Source organism: Sphingopyxis sp. H050, assembly GCF_001468265.1.
Lineage (GTDB): Bacteria > Pseudomonadota > Alphaproteobacteria > Sphingomonadales > Sphingomonadaceae > Sphingopyxis.
In genome coordinates this window covers 184884-202631 of the sequence record NZ_LNRZ01000005.1, presented here as the reverse complement: position 1 = coordinate 202631, position 17748 = coordinate 184884, and the positions used below count along the sequence as shown (strand labels likewise).

General features: G+C 65.0%; 19 protein-coding genes and 1 other RNA gene. 7 read left to right on the top strand and 13 right to left on the bottom strand.

Annotated features, from left to right (window positions below):
* Positions 1 to 4: 4 nt before the first annotated feature.
* The 8 genes from rplK to mscL all read right to left on the bottom strand — a co-directional run bounded on the left by rplK (position 5) and on the right by mscL (position 5915).
* Positions 5 to 436, bottom strand: coding sequence for a 50S ribosomal protein L11 (rplK, locus tag ATE67_RS12080; RefSeq protein WP_058816919.1), 432 nt, complete (start codon positions 434 to 436; stop codon positions 5 to 7).
* A 155-nt stretch (positions 437 to 591) separates the two neighbouring features.
* Positions 592 to 1524 carry an acyl-CoA thioesterase gene (locus ATE67_RS12075; protein WP_058816918.1) on the bottom strand — a complete coding sequence of 311 codons (933 nt, stop codon included), beginning with the start codon at positions 1522 to 1524 and terminating at the stop codon, positions 592 to 594.
* Positions 1525 to 1683: 159 nt separating this feature from the next.
* Positions 1684 to 2220 (bottom strand): transcription termination/antitermination protein NusG, encoded by a 537-nt coding sequence (gene nusG / locus ATE67_RS12070; protein WP_058816917.1) that lies wholly within the window; start codon positions 2218 to 2220, stop codon positions 1684 to 1686.
* A 31-nt stretch (positions 2221 to 2251) separates the two neighbouring features.
* Positions 2252 to 2449, bottom strand: coding sequence for a preprotein translocase subunit SecE (gene secE, locus ATE67_RS12065; RefSeq protein WP_058817087.1), 198 nt, complete (start codon positions 2447 to 2449; stop codon positions 2252 to 2254).
* A gap of 206 nt (positions 2450 to 2655) precedes the next feature.
* Positions 2656 to 2976, bottom strand: coding sequence for a DMT family transporter (locus tag ATE67_RS12060; RefSeq protein WP_058816916.1), 321 nt, complete (start codon positions 2974 to 2976; stop codon positions 2656 to 2658).
* A gap of 103 nt (positions 2977 to 3079) precedes the next feature.
* On the bottom strand, positions 3080 to 4906 hold the full coding sequence (locus ATE67_RS12055; protein WP_058816915.1) for a DUF885 domain-containing protein: 1827 nt from the start codon (positions 4904 to 4906) through the stop codon (positions 3080 to 3082).
* Positions 4907 to 5103: 197 nt separating this feature from the next.
* Positions 5104 to 5461, bottom strand: a transfer-messenger RNA (tmRNA) gene (gene ssrA / locus ATE67_RS21065).
* 37 nt (positions 5462 to 5498) lie between these two features.
* Entirely contained in the window at positions 5499 to 5915 is a 417-nt protein-coding gene (gene mscL, locus ATE67_RS12050) for a large conductance mechanosensitive channel protein MscL (RefSeq protein ID WP_058816914.1), read from the bottom strand.
* A 118-nt stretch (positions 5916 to 6033) separates the two neighbouring features.
* On the opposite strand from mscL, the gene ATE67_RS12045 reads away from it, so the two are divergent.
* From ATE67_RS12045 to ATE67_RS12030, 4 genes are all read left to right on the top strand, one after another.
* On the top strand, positions 6034 to 6636 hold the full coding sequence (locus ATE67_RS12045; protein WP_058816913.1) for a LemA family protein: 603 nt from the start codon (positions 6034 to 6036) through the stop codon (positions 6634 to 6636).
* 16 nt (positions 6637 to 6652) lie between these two features.
* The gene (locus ATE67_RS12040; RefSeq protein WP_231728142.1) at positions 6653 to 7417 is read left to right on the top strand and encodes a TPM domain-containing protein; all 765 of its coding nucleotides are present in this window, start codon (positions 6653 to 6655) and stop codon (positions 7415 to 7417) included.
* Positions 7418 to 7429: 12 nt separating this feature from the next.
* Complete coding sequence (locus ATE67_RS12035) at positions 7430 to 8110, top strand: TPM domain-containing protein (protein WP_058816911.1); 681 nt, start codon at positions 7430 to 7432, stop codon at positions 8108 to 8110.
* 116 nt (positions 8111 to 8226) lie between these two features.
* Positions 8227 to 8769, top strand: a complete 543-nt coding sequence (locus tag ATE67_RS12030; protein ID WP_058816910.1) for an NUDIX hydrolase — start codon at positions 8227 to 8229, stop codon at positions 8767 to 8769.
* Here ATE67_RS12030 and ATE67_RS12025 read toward each other — a convergent pair.
* The 5 genes from ATE67_RS12025 to carA all read right to left on the bottom strand — a co-directional run bounded on the left by ATE67_RS12025 (position 8766) and on the right by carA (position 14780).
* Positions 8766 to 9401, bottom strand: a complete 636-nt coding sequence (locus tag ATE67_RS12025) for a rhomboid family intramembrane serine protease (protein ID WP_058816909.1) — start codon at positions 9399 to 9401, stop codon at positions 8766 to 8768. The genes ATE67_RS12030 and ATE67_RS12025 overlap by 4 nt on opposite strands.
* A gap of 17 nt (positions 9402 to 9418) precedes the next feature.
* Positions 9419 to 9895 (bottom strand): transcription elongation factor GreA, encoded by a 477-nt coding sequence (gene greA / locus ATE67_RS12020; protein ID WP_058816908.1) that lies wholly within the window; start codon positions 9893 to 9895, stop codon positions 9419 to 9421.
* A gap of 97 nt (positions 9896 to 9992) precedes the next feature.
* Positions 9993 to 13313: a carbamoyl-phosphate synthase large subunit gene (gene carB / locus ATE67_RS12015; protein WP_058816907.1), complete on the bottom strand. Its 3321-nt coding sequence runs from the start codon at positions 13311 to 13313 to the stop codon at positions 9993 to 9995.
* Position 13314: 1 nt separating this feature from the next.
* A complete protein-coding gene (locus tag ATE67_RS21855) occupies positions 13315 to 13575 on the bottom strand; it encodes a hypothetical protein (protein ID WP_156416997.1) in 261 nt (86 codons plus the stop codon).
* Complete coding sequence (gene carA / locus ATE67_RS12010; RefSeq protein ID WP_058816906.1) at positions 13572 to 14780, bottom strand: glutamine-hydrolyzing carbamoyl-phosphate synthase small subunit; 1209 nt, start codon at positions 14778 to 14780, stop codon at positions 13572 to 13574. Before carA ends, ATE67_RS21855 begins: the two co-directional genes overlap by 4 nt.
* 131 nt (positions 14781 to 14911) lie before the next feature.
* Between carA and ATE67_RS12005 the strand changes: the two genes are divergently transcribed.
* From ATE67_RS12005 to dnaG, 3 genes are all read left to right on the top strand, one after another.
* Positions 14912 to 15364, top strand: coding sequence for a GatB/YqeY domain-containing protein (locus tag ATE67_RS12005; protein ID WP_058816905.1), 453 nt, complete (start codon positions 14912 to 14914; stop codon positions 15362 to 15364).
* A gap of 105 nt (positions 15365 to 15469) precedes the next feature.
* Entirely contained in the window at positions 15470 to 15859 is a 390-nt protein-coding gene (locus tag ATE67_RS12000) for an endonuclease domain-containing protein (protein ID WP_058817086.1), read from the top strand.
* Positions 15856 to 17730, top strand: coding sequence for a DNA primase (gene dnaG / locus ATE67_RS11995; RefSeq protein ID WP_058816904.1), 1875 nt, complete (start codon positions 15856 to 15858; stop codon positions 17728 to 17730). Before ATE67_RS12000 ends, dnaG begins: the two co-directional genes overlap by 4 nt.
* The last annotated feature ends 18 nt before the right edge of the window (positions 17731 to 17748 follow it).

Here is a 17748-nt window from a genome sequence, read left to right as displayed (position 1 = left end):
GGGTTCAGCCCTCCGTCACTTCGAGGCCCATCGAGCGGGCGCTGCCTTCGATGATCTTCGTCGCCTGTTCGAGGTCGTTCGCGTTGAGATCCTTCATCTTGATCTCGGCGATTTCGGTCAGCTTCGAACGGGCGATCTTGCCGCCGCTGATCTTGCCGGGCTCCTTCGAACCCGACTTCAGGTTCGCGGCCTTCTTGATCAGATAGGTCGCGGGGGGCGTCTTCGTGATGAACGAGAAGCTCTTGTCCGCATAGACGGTGATGATGGTGGGCGTGGGCGTGCCCTTGTCCATGCCATCGGTCGCGGCGTTGAACGCCTTGCAGAATTCCATGATGTTGACGCCGCGCTGACCCAGTGCCGGCCCGAGCGGCGGCGAGGGGTTGGCGGTGCCGGCGGGCACCTGCAGCTTGATATAGCCGCTGATCTTCTTGGCCATGATAGCCTCCTGTCTTTCTGTCGCCCCCGACCATGGTCCGGGGCTCAAAATAAGCGGTCAAGCAGAAGGGCATCACCCCTTCCTCCCGCGCGGAATCACGCCCTTATCTGACGCGAAGCGGCGCCCATACGGGCAAAGACGCAAGAAAACAAGCCCTACTGCGGCCGGTAGCGGATTAGGCCTTCCTGCGCGACGGTCGCCATCAGGGTGCCGTCGCGGCGATAGATCGACCCGCGGCAGAGCCCGCGATCGCCGCCCGTCCACGGGCTGTCCATCACGAAGACGAACCAGTCGTCGACGCGAATGTCGCCGTGGAACCACATCGCATGGTCGAGGCTGGTCGAGACGAGCCCCGGGGTCCAGAAGGTCACGCCATGCGGCAGCATCGCAGAGGACAGTAGCCCCATGTCGGAGGCGAAGGCCAAAAAGCCGCGGTGGAGCAGCGGATCGTCGACGATCGGCGCGGCGAGGCGGAACCACTGATAATGCTGCGTCGCCTTTTCGGACGCCGGCGGACGGAAGCTGCGGACCTCGAACGGACGGCTGCGCGCCATATGCGCCAGCTGCACATCCGAAATATGCGGATCGGCGGCGATGTAATCGGCGAAGTCCCAGCATTCCTCGGGCGGCAGCAGGTCGGGAATCGCGACCTGATGCGACAGACCCTCGGCCGGCACCTGGAACGAGGCTGTCAGGTTGAAGATGACCTTGCCGTCCTGCCGCACGACGACGCGGCGGTTCGAGAAGCTGCGCCCGTCGAAGTCGCGGTGCAGACGGAAGTGGAGCGGCTTGGTCTCGTCGCCGCCGCGCAGGAAATAGGCGTGCAGCGAATGGACCTGCTTGTCGGGATCGACCGTGCGCGCCGCGGCGGTCATCGCCTGCGCGATCACCTGTCCGCCGAAGATACGCGCGCGCGATGTCGTGGGACGCGCAGGAAAGGTGAACTCGTCGTCGACGCCGGGAACGGCATCGAGGTCGAACAATCGCGCCACCGCGCCGACCACCTGATCGGCGGGCGTGCTGGCGTTGATCTCGCGCGCGAGATCGACGCGGGCCTGAATCTCGTCGAGAGAAAGTGAGTTCGTCACCGAATTGCCTCTTCTCCGTTCGCCCTGAGCTTGTCGAAGGGCCGTTCTTTCTTTTGACGTCGAACGAAATAAGGACGGTGCTTCGACAAGCTCAGCACGAACGGAATTATGTCAGGGTCGGATAGATATCCAGCGCCCCCGCTGCCGCGAGGGCTATGCTTATTTCATCCGTTCGACCTGCTCGAAATCGAGCTCGACCGGGGTCGCACGGCCGAAGATCGACACCGACACCTTGACGCGCGCCTTGTCGAAATCGAGTTCCTCGACGACGCCGTTGAAGCTGGCGAACGGACCTTCGAGCACCTTGACCTGATCGCCGATTTCATAGTCGACGCGGATTTCGGTCTTCGGACGCGCCGCGGCCTCTTCCTTGCTGTTCAGGATGCGCGCGGCCTCGGCTTCGCTGATCGCCTGCGGCTTGCCCATCGAGCCGAGAAAGCCGGTCACCTTCGGCGTGTTCTTGACGAGGTGATAGACGTCGTCGGTCATCGTCAGCTTGGCGAGGACATAGCCGGGGAAGAATTTCCGCTCGGCCTGCACCTTCTTGCCGCGCTTCACCTCGGTCACGGTTTCGACCGGAACCTCGACCGCTTCGACGAGCTGGGTCAGCCCCATGCGCTCGGCCTCGGCGATCACCGAATCGCGAACCTTGTTCTCGAAGCCCGAATAGGCGTGAATGATGTACCAGCGCGCCATTGCGTATCCCTCTAATACCCTGTCGCGCCGATCAGCGCGCGAGCGACGTCAGCCAGCTGACGATCGCGTTGAAAACCGTGTCGACGCCAAAGAAGAACAGCGCGAGGATCGTCATCATGATCAGCACCATGATCGTCGTCTGCACCGTCTCGCGGCTCGTCGGCCATACGATCTTGGAGGCTTCGGTCTTCACCTGGTTGACGAATTCGCCAATCTTGGGCTTGGCCATGTTCCGCGTCCTGTCCTTCATGCGTCAATGATCCGGGCCAGATGGGTCGCCGCCTGCGGCGCGTCAAGCGCGCTTCAGGCAATAGTCCGCCCACCCTCCCCGAGCATGTCGGCGAAAGGCGGAAGGAAAACGGCGCATCTGTCCGAATGATGCGGCCTTTAAACGCGCACATCCCCCTTGGCAAGCGATAGCAGCGATTGCCGCCGTCAGGCGGGCGACGTGACTTTCATGAGCACAAGTCCCGCCACGATCAGCGTCGCGGCGAAGATGCGCATCGCGCTCGCCGCCTCGCCAAGGACGAGGATGCCGAGGACGAAGGCGCCGACCGCGCCGATGCCGGTCCAGATCATATAGGCGGTGCCGAGGGGCAGCGACTTCATCGACAGCGACAGCAGGGCAAAGCTCGCGATCATGGCGACGATCGTGATGGCGCTGGGCCAAGGTCGGCTGAAACCCTCCGACAGCTTCATCGAATAGGCCCAGACGATTTCGAAAACGCCGGCGATCAACAGATAAACCCAGGCCATGGCAGCCTCCTTTACAGACCGCCGGGCCGTCCCGGACTTGAGAGCCGCGGCGGGCGGCCGGGGACGTGGCCCCTGGCGATGTCCGGCCCGGCGGGCCGCCTGTTCATCCCGGCGCAGCGATCCAGCGATCGACCTGCGCCTCGAGCACCGGCAGCGGCACCGAGCCGCGCCCGAGGATGATCTCGTGGAACATCTTCTGGTCGAAGCGGCCGCCGAGCGCCTTCTTCGCCTTGTCGCGCAGCGCCAGGATGCGTTGCATCCCGACCTTGTACGACGTCGCCTGGCCGGGTGTGACGAAATAGCGCCGGATTTCCGAGCGGATTTTCGCCGTAGGCTGCGGCGAATTGGCGGTGTAGAAGGCGAGCGCCTGTTCCTCGCTCCATCCCTTGGCATGAATGCCGGTGTCGACGACCAGCCGGATCGCGCGCCAGATCTCGCGGCCGAGCCGTCCGAAATCGCTGTAGGGGTCGGTGTAGAAGCCCATCTCCTTCGCGAGCCGTTCGACATAGAGCGCCCAACCTTCGCCATAGGCGCCGTAGAAATAATTCTTCCGGAATTCCGGCGTGCCGGTCATCTCCTGGGCCAGCGCGATCTGCATATGATGGCCGGGATGGCCCTCGTGATAGGTCGTGCCCTCGATCTCGTAGATCGGCGTCGCGCGCGTGTCGGCGAGGTGGACATAATAGATGCCGGGGCGCGAGCCATCGAGCGCGGCGGGCGAATAATGCGCCGCGCCGCCCGGCTCCTCGCGGAACGCCTCGACGCGCTTGACGATCAAATCGGCCTTGGGCAGCCGGCCGAACTGTTCGGGCAGCCGCGCGCGCATGCCGGCAAGATAATCCTCTGCCTTCTTGAGATAGATGGCGCGGCCGGCATCGTCGTTGGCGACGTAGAAACGGTCGTCGCTGCGCAGGAAGACGAAGAAATCCTCGAGCTTGCCCGCATAGCCGATCTTGGCTTTCAGCACCTCCATCTCGGCGCGGATGCGCGCGACTTCGGACAGGCCGAGCTCGTGGATTTCGTCGGCGGTCATGTCGGTCGTCGTCTGCAAGCGCAGCATCGCGTCGTAATAGGCGGCGCCGTCGGGCAGCGCGCCGGCGCCGTGCGGGTCTTTGCCCGCCGCCGCGCGATCGGTCTCCAACCAGGTCTTGATGCGGTCATAGGCGGGCTTCAGCGACCCCGTCATCGCTTGCGCGACGCGTGCGGTGAAGGCATCGGCGGCCGCGGCGTCGATCTTCTTTGCGGTGACGAGCCCCGCCGCCTTTTCCTTCGCATCGGCATAGAGCGCATTGTCGGCGCCGTCGCCGAACGGCGCGCCGCTCGTCAGCCGCCCGATCAGTTCGATCGACTGGTCGTAGGCGAAGCCCGGCATGCGGATGCCCTTCGCGGCCGAGGCCTGCGCACGGTCCAGATAGACGTCGAGCGTGGGGCCAAGCGCAGCGACGCGCCGGACATAGGCTTCCATATCGGCGGGGGTATCGACGCGGTGCTGGTTGATCAGGAAGTTTGGCAGGCCGGTGTGCGGGCCGTTGCGGTCGAAGATATAACCATGTCCGCGCCATTTGGTCGACGCCTCGGCGCGTTCGAGTTCGAGCGCCCACATATCGTAGGAAACACGCGCATCCTCGCCAAGCTGGGCGCGGTCGAAGGTCTTTTTCATCTCGGCGACATTGGCGCGCCGCCAGGCGAGCCGCGCCGCGGCGGCGGCGTCGCTGGGGTCGGTGAACCGGTCCTGCTGTTCCTTGCGGCCGAGGCTGGTCAGCTGTTCGGGATCGAGCGCGAGTTCAGCCTCGAACGCCGCGTCCAGAAACGCCGTCAGCGCCGCATCGGCGGAGCCGCCCTTGACCGATACGTCCGCAGCGCGCGCCGCCGGCGCGACCAGCGCGCTGGTCGCCAGCGCCCATGAAAATTCCCGTCGTGAAAGCCGCACCGGACCCCTTTCCCTATTCGTTGCAGGTCAGCGGTACAGCGATTGCGGGGCGAGCGCCAAGGCAAATAATGCGCCGTTACAACCGGAAAGCCCGATCAGGCGATCGGGCGATCGGGCGATCATGGGGGATGCGCGAGCGCGCGCCAAAGTGTCGGGAAGGTGGGACGATTCTGTTGCCCGGCTCGTCCCCAGCCGCTGGTATCCGATTCTGTTGCCCGGTTCGGTCCGAACCGCGTTCTATTTGAATAACCTTAGGCCGTGAGGCTTATCGGTTACGCAGCCAGAGCGAGTGCTTCGTTATCGTTAGCACTTATAGGTTTGAGCCTTGAACGGGTTACTCAGCCCGGAAGAAAATATCGTCTTTGAACACACGTCGATCCTGGTTCGGCCCCGTCAGAAGCCCGCGCACCCTTTGCGGGAGAGCGCGGGATTGTGGTGGAGCCGCCGGGTACTGCCCCCGGGTCCGCTGTGTCTATTCCACGACACCATTTATCCTCATAGCCGGCCGAAACCGGCACGACCCATATAGGAAACCCGCCCGCGCTTTGAAAGAGCGCAGGCGGGTCATTCACCCCGAATTGGGCTCGAACCCCTATTTTTTCCGCAATTCATCACGAATTTGGGTGAGGAGATCGACCTCGCTCGGGCCCGCAGGCGCATCGGGACCCTTGCGGACGACCTTGTTCACGGCGCGGACGAGCAGGAAGATGATCCACGCGAGAATCAGGAAGTTGATCACCGCGGTGATGAAGGCGCCATAGCCGATCATCGCGACACCGGCCTTTTTGAGCGCGGCATAGTCGGTCGCGGCGATGCCGTCGGGCACGCTGCCGAGCAGGATGAACTTGCTGGAAAAATCGACCCCGCCAAAGATCCAGCCGACCAGCGGCATGATCAGATCCTCGGTCAGCGAGCCGGTGATCGTCGCGAAAGCGCCGCCGATGATGACCCCGACCGCCAGGTCGATGACGTTGCCGCGCGCGATAAATTCCTTGAACTCGCTCAACATCTTGCTGCTCCCCGAATGACGGTTGCGATGCGCCGAACGTGCCGCGGCGATTGCACAAAGGCAAGCGCGATCCTATTATGTGTGTTGTTGCGGCAAAACGCCGCGCGAGGGAGCATTGATGACCATGACCTATCGTTCCGCCCGCTGGCTGATTGTCCCGGTTGCCGCACTGTCGCTGTCCGCCTGCGGCATCAACAGCGTTCCCACCAAGGAAGAGGCCGCGAAGGCCAAATGGGCCAATGTCGAGGCCGCGTATCAGCGCCGCGCCGACCTGATCCCCAACCTCGTCGAAACCGCGAAGGGCGCGGCCAAGATCGAGCAGTCGACACTCGAAGGCGTCATCCAGGCGCGCGCGTCGGCGACGCAGGTGAAGCTCAGCACCGACGACCTCAATGATCCGGCCAAAGTGCAGGCCTTCCAGCAGGCGCAGGGCAATGTGTCGGGCGCGCTCGGCCGATTGCTGGTGACGGTCGAACAATATCCCGACCTCAAGAGCCAGGCACGCTTCGCCGACCTGATGACCCAGCTCGAGGGCACCGAGAACCGCATCAACGTTACGGTGCAGGATTATAACGCCGCGGTGCAGGACTATAACACGACGATCCGTACCTTCCCGGATATCATCGGAGCGAAGATCGTCCATGGCGCGCAGCCGATGACGCCGTACAAGGCGATCACGCCCAACGCCAACCAGGCGCCGAAGGTCGATTTCGGTCAGTAAAGTGCGCCCTCTCCCCTTGTTGCGCCCGCTGGCAACGGCGGCCCTTTCCGGGCTGCTGTTGGCGGCGGTGCCAGCCGCCGCGCAAAGCTTCCCGAAGCTCACCGGCCGCGTCGTCGATCAGGCGGATATCATCCCTGCGACCGAGGAAGCTGATCTCAATGTTCAGCTCGAACAGCTGGAAAAGACGACCGGGCACCAACTCGTCGTCGCAACAGTGAACGACCTCGAAGGGAACGACATCTCCGACTACGGCTATCGTCTCGGTCGCGAGTGGAAGATCGGCGGCAAGGAAAACAACGACGGCGTCGTCTTCCTGATCGCCCCCAACGAGCGGCGGATGAATATCTCGGTAGGCTACGGCCTTGAGCCCGTGCTGACCGATGCGCTGTCGGGGCGGATCATCCGCGATATCGTGACGCCGAAATTCAAGGCGGGCGACATGCCGGGCGGCATTCAGGACGGCGTCAATGCGATCGCCCAGCAGATCCAGCTGCCGCCCGAGGAAGCCGCCGCGCGCGCCGCCGCGGCCGACAAGGCCGAGCGCGACCGGGCGGACGACGGCAATATCGGCGGGCTCATCTTCATCGGCTTCATCGTCTTGTTCTTCTTCGTGCTGCCGATGCTCACGGCCTTTGGGCGGCGCGGCAAGCGGCATCGGCGCAATCGCCCGTGGGGCGGCGCGCCAATCATCATCTGGGGCGACGACGACTGGGGCGGTGGCGGCGGCTTTTCTGGCGGCGGCGGCAGCTTCGGCGGCGGCGGCGCGTCGGGCGGCTGGTAAGGGAGCGGGACCATGAAAGTCAGTCACGTCAGCGCCGCCGACCATGATCTCGTCACCGCGGCAGTCGCGGCCGCGGAAGATCGTACCAGCGGCGAGATCGTCACCGTGATCGCCGCCCAATCCAACGATTATGACGACGTCGCGCTCGTCTGGGCGAGCGTCATCGCCTTCCTGGCGATGTCGGTCATCGCGCTGTTCCCCGATTTCTATCAGGGCCTCTATTACCGGCTGAGCGGCGGATGGGGGCATGAGCTGACGCCCAATCAGTGGCTTGGCACCGTCATTGCAATCGGCGTCCTCAAATGGATCGGCGTGTGGCTGATCCTGCTGTACCGGCCGCTGCGCCTGGCGCTGACGCCGCGCGCGATCAAGGCGGCGCGCGTGCGCGCCCGCGCGGTCGATCTGTTCAAGGTCGGCACCGAGGCGAAGACGCTGGGCCGCACCGGCGTGCTGCTCTATGTCAGCCTGCGCGAGCATCGCGCCGACATCGTCGCCGACGAAGCGATCGCCGCCAAAGTGGCGCCGGAGATATGGGGCGACGCCATGGCGTCGCTGATCGAGCGCATCCGCGCCGGCAAACCCGGCGAAGGCATGGCCGAGGCGGTGCGCCAGATGGGCGTCGTCCTGGCCGACCACTTCCCGCGCGGCAGCGAAAATCCGAACGAGCTGCCCGACCGGCTGATCGAGCTCTAGTCGGCCCCGTCATTTCCGTCCGTGCTGAGCTTGCCGAAGCACCGCACTTCGCCCTACCATCGAAAGAAAAGCGGCCCTTCGACAAGCTCAGGGCGAACGGATCGAAAGGATTTGCCGTGTCCCGACCCTCCCCCGACACACCCATCGAGACGCGCTGGGAGGGCCGCTTCATCACGGTCAAACAGCAGGGGACGTGGGAATATGTCTCGCGCTCGCGCGGCATCCATGCGGCCGTGATCTTGGCGATCGACGACGCGCCCGACGGGCGCCACGTCATCCTGGTCGAGCAGTATCGCGTGCCGCTGAAGGTCCGGTGCATCGAGTTGCCCGCCGGCCTCGTCGGCGACGAAAGCGCAGGCGAAGCGCCCGAGGTCGCGGCGGCGCGCGAGCTGGCCGAGGAGACCGGCTATTCGGCGGCGCGCTGGCGCACCGTAGGCGAATTCTACAGCTCGCCGGGGATGGTCAGCGAGAGCTTCACGCTGCTCGTCGCCACGGACCTGACGAAAGTCGGCGAAGGCGGCGGCGTCGAGGGCGAGGACATTGTCGTCCACCGCATCCCGCTGGCCGGGATCGAGGATTTCGTCGCGGCGAAACGCGCCGAAGGCTGCGGCATCGACGTCCGCGTGGCGATGCTGCTGATCGGCGGATTGCTCGCCTAGCGCGCGCCGAACCGCCAGCGCAGCATCGGACGGGCAAGGAGCAGGCCGGCGAGGAAGCCGCCGACATGCGCCCAGATCGCGACGGCACCGAAGCCGCCGCCGGCAACGCCGAACAGCAGCTGGATGCCGATCCACGCCGCGGCGAGCCAGATGGCGCGCACCCAATGCGCCGGGATCGGGCCGATCGCCGCCGTCTTCGTGCGGCTGAAGATCAGCGCGAACACCGCCACCAGCGCTGAAATCGCGCCACTGGCGCCGATCATCGGGGTGGTCGAGGCAGGATCGGCCGCCCATTGCGCAGCGGCGCCGACATAGGCGCCGGCGACGAGCAGCACCGCCACGGCCTTGGCGCCGAGCGGCGCTTCGAGCTGGCGGCCGATGAACAGCAGCATCGCCATGTTGAAGATCAGGTGCAGCCAGCCGCCGTGCAGGAAGGCCGAGGTCAGCGGCGTCAGCACGAACGGCAGCAGGGTCGTCCCGGGCGGCGCGATCACCTCGGCGTCGAAGCGCGCGGGAATGAAGCCCGCGCTGACGATCGCATCGACTTGGAAGCCCGTGATTTCGAGCAGCAGGAAAATGATGACGCAGGCCAGCGCATAGCCCGTAACCAGCGGCGCGTCCTGCGGCTTCATCGCCCGGCCTTCCGAACTCAGACGAATTCGATCTTCGTCACCACATAATATTTGTCGCCCGACGGCACGGTCACCTCGACCTCGTCGTCGACGCGGCGGCCGATCAGTGCGCGGCCGAGCGGCGAGTTGTAGCTGATCTTGCCGTCCTTGGCGTCCGCCTCGGCCTGGCCGACGATCTGATAACGCACCGGCTTGTCGTCTTCATCGGCGAGCGTGACGGTCGCACCGAACACGATGCGGTCGCCCGACAGCGTCGTCGGGTCGATCACCTGCGCGCGCGACAGGCGGTCTTCAAGGTCGCCGATCGTCGCTTCGACCTGACCCTGACGCTCTTTCGCGGCGTGATATTCGGCATTTTCCGAAAGGTCGCCATGCGCGCGCGCTTCCTCGATCGCATCGACGATCAACGGGCGCTCGGCCTTGAGAGTCGCGAGCTGGGCGCTCAGCTTCTCATAGCCTTCCTGCAGCATCGGAACCTTTTCAACGCTAGCCATTATCCTGTTGTCCTTCGTCAATAATCCTGCCTCGGCGGTTGAGCGCCGAGCGGCTGAGCCGCTGTGTCCATAATGTCAGGGAGGTGGAGCGGTATGGTCAATAATAGTCCTGAAGCGGCTTTACTTCAAGACTATGCGCGCGCAGCGCGCCGATCGCGTGCGTGGCCGCATCGCTGCCCGCCGCGGTCGTGTAATAGGCGATGTCGGCGGCCAGCGCCGAGGCGCGGATCGACTGCGAATCCTGCAGGCTCTGCCACCCCTCGGTCGTGTTGAAGATCAGCTGCACATCGCCGTCCTTGATCCGGTCGACGATATGCGGCCGCCCCTCGGCGACCTTGTTGACGCGCTCGACCTCGATGCCCTGCTCGGCCAGATAGTCGGCGGTGCCGCCGGTCGCGATCACCTTCCAGCCCCAAGCGCGGAGCTGCTTCACCGCACCGACGATGCGCGGCTTGTCGCTGTTCTTGACCGACACGAAGACGCGGCCGTCGGTCGGCAGGCGGTCGCCCGCGCCCAGCTGCGCCTTGGCGAAGGCCAGGTTGAAATTGCGATCGATTCCCATGACTTCGCCCGTGGACTTCATCTCGGGCGACAAGACCGGGTCGGTGCCGGGGAAACGCGCGAAGGGGAAGACCGCCTCCTTCACCGCGACATGTGCGATGTCGCGGTTGATCCTGGGCAGGTCGGCGAGCTTTTCGCCCGCCATCACCCGCGCCGCGATCTTGGCGATCGGCGAGCCCACCGCCTTGGCGACGAAGGGCACGGTGCGGCTGGCGCGCGGGTTGACCTCGATGAGGTAAACCTCGTCGCCCTTCACCGCGAACTGGATATTCATCAGGCCGCGCACTTCGAGCGCGCGCGCCAGCGCTTCGGTCTGGCGCTCGATCTCGGCGACGATGTCGGCCGACAGGCTGTAGGGCGGGATCGAGCAGGCGCTGTCGCCCGAATGGACGCCGGCTTCCTCGATATGCTGCAGCACGCCCGCGACGACGACATCGGTCCCGTCGCACAGCGCATCGACGTCGACCTCGATCGCGTCGCGCAAATAGCGGTCGATCAGCACCGGCGAGTCGCCCGACACCTGCACCGCGGTCTCGATATAATTTTCAAGCTGCGCCTGATCGTCGACGATTTCCATCGCGCGGCCGCCGAGCACATAGGAAGGGCGCGTCAGCACCGGGTAACCGATGCGCGCCGCGACCGCGACGGCTTCCTCGCGGCTGCGCGCGATGCCGTTTTCGGGCTGCTTGAGGCCGAGCTTGTTGACGAGCGCCGCGAACCGCTCGCGGTCTTCGGCCAGATCGATCGCGTCGGGCGAGGTGCCGAGGATCGGGATTCCCGCTTCTGCCAAGGCTTGTGCGAGCTTGAGCGGGGTCTGCCCGCCGAACTGGACGATCACGCCCACCAGCTCGCCCTTCGACATTTCGACGTGCAGGATTTCGAGCACGTCTTCGGCGGTCAGGGGCTCGAAATAGAGGCGGTCGGACGTGTCATAGTCGGTGCTCACCGTTTCCGGGTTGCAGTTGATCATGATCGTCTCATAGCCCGCCTCTTCGAGGGCGAAGCAGGCGTGGCAGCAGCAATAGTCGAATTCGATCCCCTGCCCGATCCGGTTCGGACCGCCGCCGAGGATGACGATCTTCTTAGCGTCGGACGGGTTCGCCTCATTTTCGGCCTCGCCAAAGGTCGGCGCTTCATAGGTCGAGTAGAGATAGGGCGTCTGCGCCTGGAATTCGGCGGCGCAGGTGTCGATGGTCTTGAACACCGGGCGCACGCCGAGCTTGTGGCGCAGCGCGCGCACTTCGGCCTCGGTCACGCCGCCGGTCATCGCCTTCACGGCCTCGTGGATCAGACCCGAACCGCGCGCGGTCGCGCGCTTCGATCCGGGGCGCAGGTTCGCCGACTGGAGCGCCAGATAAGCAAGGCGCTTGTCGGAGAAGCCCATGGCTTTCAGCTTGCGCAGCCCTTCGGCGTCGCGCGGCAGGCCGTTTTCGCAAACCTCCTGCTCGGCCGCGACGATCTCGGCGATGCGTTCGAGGAACCACATGTCGTAGCCCGCGACGCGGTTGATGTCGGCGAGCGGCAGCCCCTCGCGGATCGCCTGCGCGGCGTTGAGCAGCCGGTCGGGGGTGCGCTGCGCCAGTTCGTTGCGCAGCTGGTCGTGGCTCGCGCCCTTGAGGCGGTCGACGAAGTTGAAGCCCGAAAGGCCCGTCTCGAGGCCGCGCAGCGCCTTTTGCAAGCTCTCGTGGATGGTGCGGCCAATCGCCATCACCTCGCCGACCGATTTCATCGCCGTCGACAGCGTCGCCTCGGCGCCCTTGAACTTCTCGAAGGCGAAGCGCGGGATCTTGGTGACGACATAATCGATCGTCGGTTCGAACGACGCCGGGGTCACGCCGGTGATGTCGTTCATGATCTCGTCGAGCGTGTAGCCGACCGCGAGCTTCGCCGCGACCTTCGCGATCGGGAAGCCCGTCGCTTTGGACGCCAATGCCGAGGAGCGCGACACGCGCGGGTTCATCTCGATCACGATCAGGCGGCCGTCCTTGGGATTGACCGCGAACTGGACGTTCGACCCGCCCGTCTCGACCCCGATCTCGCGCAGCACCGCGATGCTCGCGTTGCGCATGATCTGATATTCCTTGTCGGTCAGCGTCAGCGCCGGCGCGACGGTGATGCTGTCGCCGGTGTGCACGCCCATCGGATCGACATTCTCGATCGAGCAGATGATGATGCAATTGTCCTTACGGTCGCGTACCACCTCCATCTCGAACTCCTTCCAGCCGAGGAGCGATTCCTCGATCAGGACTTCGGTGGTGGGCGAGGCGATCAGGCCGCCGCGGACAATATGCTCGAATTCCTCGCGGTTGTACGCGATGCCGCCGCCGGTGCCGCCGAGCGTGAAGCTGGGGCGGATGATCGACGGCAATCCGGTACGCTCGAGCACAGCGAACGCCTCGTCGAGCGTGTGCGCGACGCCGCTGCGCGCGCTTTCGAGCCCGATCTTGTCCATCGCGTCGCGGAATTTCTGCCGGTCCTCGGCCTTGTCGATCGCCTCGGCATCGGCGCCGATCATCTCGACGCCATATTTCGCGAGCGTCCCGTCGTTGAACAGCGCCAGCGCGGTGTTGAGCGCGGTCTGCCCGCCCATCGTCGGCAGCACCGCGTCGGGGCGCTCCTTGGCGATGATCTTCGCGACGATCTCGGGCGTGATCGGCTCCACATAAGTGGCGTCAGCGAGGTCCGGATCGGTCATGATCGTCGCCGGGTTGGAGTTGACGAGGACGATGCGATAGCCCTCCTCCTTCAGCGCCTTGATCGCCTGCGTCCCCGAATAGTCGAACTCGCACGCCTGACCGATAACGATCGGGCCGGCGCCGATGACGAGGATGGATTGGATGTCGGTTCTTTTGGGCATGTTATTTCTGTCTTTGATCTAGGAAATCCACAGCGGCATTCCGTCCCGCGTCGGTCAATTCTACGGCGTCAGAGGAGCAAGCTATCCATTGTTTTGAAACCAACAAGTCCAAGGCTTCGGTCGAAATCTGCTTGGGTGCTTTGTAGCCCGTCCGTTCTGCCAACTCGGAGGTGGAAAGCTTCCCCAGTCCTTCTGTTACCCAAGTTCGATAGAAAGCCACGAGCGCAACTTTGGCATCGCGCTCAACTTTTGCCGAGCTCACTTCAGCCCGCCCACAAACTTCTCGAACAGATAGAAGCTGTCTTGCGGCCCCGGGCTCGCCTCGGGGTGATATTGCACGCTGAACGCCTGCTTGCCCGTCACCTCGATGCCGCAGTTCGATCCGTCGAACAGGCTCTTGTGCGTCTCGACGACGCCCGCGGGCAACGTCGATGCGTCGACCGCGAAGCCGTGGTTCATGCTGGTGATCTCGACCACGCCGTCCCCAAAATCGCCGCCGACGCGCTGCACCGGATGGTTGGCGCCGCGGTGGCCCTGATGCATCTTCACCGTCTTCGCGCCCGCGGCCAGCCCAAGCAATTGGTGGCCGAGGCAGATGCCGAAGATCGGGATGTTGCGCTCGAGCAGCCCCCTGATCACCGGCACCGCATAGTCGCCCGTCGCCGCGGGGTCGCCGGGGCCGTTCGACAGGAACACGCCCGCGGGGCGCAGCGCCATGATCTCGTCGAGGCTGGTCTTCGCGGGCACCACCGTGACGCGCGCGCCGGCCTTCACCAGGTTGCGGAAGATATTGTCCTTCGCGCCATAATCGACCGCGACGACGTGCGGCGCGGCATCGTCCGCGCGCTTGTGGTTCGATACCTCATAGCCCGACCCCAGATGCCACACGCCCGCGTCCCAGCTGCCCTGCCGCTCGCGCGTGACGGTCTTGGCGAGGTCCATGCCCTCCAGCCCCGGCCAGCCCTGCGCCAGCATCAACAGCTTGTCGAGGTCGAACTTGCCCTCGGGATGGTGCGCCACGACGCCGGTCGGCGCGCCGCCGTCGCGGATGCGGCGGGTCAGCGCGCGCGTGTCGATGCCGGCGAGCCCGATCAGCCCCTGCGCCGCCATCCATTCGGGCAAGGTCTGGGTGCTGCGAAAGCTGCTGGGCGCAGTCGGCAATTCGCGCGTGACGCAGCCGATCGCGGCGCGCTTTTCGCGCTCCATATCCTCGGGGTTCGCGCCGACGTTGCCGATGTGCGGAAAGGTGAAGGTGATGATCTGGCCGGCATAGCTCGGGTCGGTCAGGATTTCCTGATAGCCGGTCATCGACGTGTTGAAACAAATCTCGCCCACGCCCGCACCGCTGGCGCCATAACCCACGCCCCACAGGATCGTGCCATCGGCAAGGACAAGAACGCCGGTCGCGCCCGCGGGCTGGCTTTGGGGCGGGGTTTTGGGCGCGACTGATGGGTTGGCTGGTGCCATTTAAACTGCTCCGGACGGGGGGCTAAACGGCCGACCAAGTAGGAGCCAAAAAAGTGATTCACAAGCTATCGGATTCGAAAACTTGCCGCTAGAGAGGGCCTTTCCGAAATTTGCAGCGCATGGGGACACGCATGATTCGTGACGACATCAAGGCTGCGCAGGTTGCCGCGATGAAGAGCGGCGACAAGGCGCGGCTGGGCACCATCCGGCTGATGCTGGCCAAGATCAAGGACAAGGACATCGAACTGCGCACCGGCACCGCGCCGGCGGACGACGATGTGCTGGTCACCGACGTGCTGCAGAAGATGGTCAAGCAGCGCCGCGAGTCGATCGCCATGTACGAACAGGGTGGCCGTCAGGAGCTGGCGGATATCGAGGCGGCCGAGGTCGTCGTGATCGAGGATTTCCTGCCCGCGCAGCTCAGCGATGACGAGGCGACGGCGGCGATCAAGGCGATCGTCGTGGAACTCGGCGCCGAGAGCCTGAAGGATATGGGCAAGGTGATGGCCGCGGTGAAGGACCGGCTGGGCAGCCAGCTCGATATGAGCAAGGCGAGCGGGTGGGTGAAGGCGGCGTTGAGCTGAGACAGGTCCTCCCCCGACCCCTCCCGGGGGGCGGGAGGGGGGCTGGTTGGGCTGCGAGCGGATATTCTCCCCTCCCGCTTGCGGGAGGGGTCGGGGGAGGGCCTGTTGGATAAAGGCTACAAGCGTCCGACCGCGCGCTCCCGCGAATTGCGCCTCAACGCCACAGCCGCCGAACGGGCGCTCTGGGCGCAGCTCAGTGCTCGCAAGATTTCGGGCGTCCGCTTCAATCGCCAGTTTCCCATCGGCCCTTTCATCTGCGATTTTGTGTCACGCACAGCCAAGCTGGTCATCGAAGTCGATGGCGGGCAACATTCAGTTGATGTAGCGAAAGACGAAGCGCGCACGGCCTATCTGCAAGCGCGAGGATATCGGGTGATCCGCTTCTGGAACAATGATGTGTTGGAGCGGATCGAGGGTGTCGTGATGGAGATCGAGCGCGTGCTTGCAGACATGCCCTCCCCTAACCCCTCCCATAAATGGGAGGGGAACGCTTGACCCTCACCCCGCAATGGCTGGACGAACTGCGATCGCGGATCACGCTCTCGACCCTCATCGGCCGCACGGTGAAGGTCACGCGCGCCGGGCGCGAATATAAGGCCTGCTGCCCCTTCCATAACGAAAAGACGCCCAGCTTCACCATCAACGACGAAAAGGGCTTCTATCACTGCTTCGGCTGCAGCGCCCATGGCGATGCCATCCGCTGGATGACCGACCAGCGCGGGCTGTCGTTCATGGATGCCGTGAAAGAGCTCGCCGCCGAAGCCGGGATGGAAGTCCCCGCCGCCGACCCGCGCGCCGCGAAGAAGGCCGAGGAGGCGGCGAGCCTGCGCGATGTCGTGCAAGCCGCCGCCGATTGGTTCACGCAACAATTGGACAGCAGCAACGGCGCGCCCGCGCGCGAATATCTCGCCAAGCGCGGGATTTCGGACGCCACGCGCAAGGCCTTCGGCTTCGGCCTCGCCCCCGACAGCCGCAGCGCGCTCAAGGAAGCGCTCAAGAAATTCCCGACCGCGATGCTCGTCGAATCGGGGATGCTGATCGCGGTCGATGACAAGGAGCCCTACGACCGCTTCCGCGGCCGCCTGATGATCCCGATCCGCGATGCGCGCGGGCGGGTCATCGCGTTCGGCGGCCGCATCCTCGGCGAAGGCGAGCCCAAATATCTGAACTCGCCCGACACGCCTTTGTTCGACAAGGGGCGCACGCTCTACAATCTCGACAAGGCCAGCCCCGCGTCGCGGCAGACGAACCGGATCATCGTCGTCGAGGGCTATATGGACGTCATCGCCCTCGCCGAAGCGGGGATCGCCGATGCGGTCGCACCGCTCGGCACCGCGCTCACCGAGAACCAGCTCGGGATGATCTGGCGGATGGTGCCGGTGCCGGTCCTCTGCTTCGACGGCGACGGCGCGGGGCAGAAGGCGGCGATGCGCGCCGCGATGCGCGCCCTGCCCCTCCTGCGTCCCGGCTTCAGCCTCGCCTTCGCGACGCTGCCGGCCGGACAGGACCCCGACGATATCGTCCGCGCCCGCGGCGCCGCAGGCTTCGCCGACATTCTGGACGAAGCCCAGCCGCTCGTCGAGCGCCTGTGGGCGCATGAAGTCGCCGCCGGGCCGCTCGCCACGCCCGAGGAGCGCGCCGCGCTCAAGACCCGCCTGCTCGCGCACGCCGACGCCATTCAGGACGCCGACGTCCGCCATCATTATCGCGAGGCCTTTCGCGAGAAACTCGACGCCCTGTTCGCGCGCAAGCAGCCCGAGCGCGGCCCGCGGGTGCCCTGGGCGCCGCAGCCGCAACGTGGCGGCCGCCGCTTCCAGCCCGACCTGCGCTATCAGCCGCCCGCCGCGGAGACGCGCGCGCTGGGACAGGCGGGTATCGGCGGGCCCTATGCCGCGGCGTTGCTTGGCGGCCTGCTGCGCTATCCGGAGGCGATCCGGCGCAACGAAGAGGATTTGTTCCGGCTCGCGATCCCCGATTCCGGCGACGCCGAACTGCTCGGCGCAATGCTTGACATCGCAAATGCCCAAGAAGGGCTTGATTGCGAGGGGTTGCTTGCCATATTGGAACCCATGAAAGTGTATAATAGGGCGATGACATTGCTCAGAGCCGACGGAATGCACTTCTCGTTCAATCGCAGGCTCGAAGGCGAAGAGGTTGATGCAGCACGCGAAATCGCGCTGCGCGACCTGGACGAATATATCGGCGTGCTGGTCACCCAGCCCGAAATCCGCGCCCGGCTGGCAGAGGCCACCGCGGAGTTTCAGCGCACGATGGACGACGAAGGCCTGGCACGCCAACAGCGGTTGCGTGCGATGGATGAAGAACTGACCCGCCGCCTGGCCGCGCTGTCCGACAGCAGCCAGTGACGACCGACCCTTTTTAGA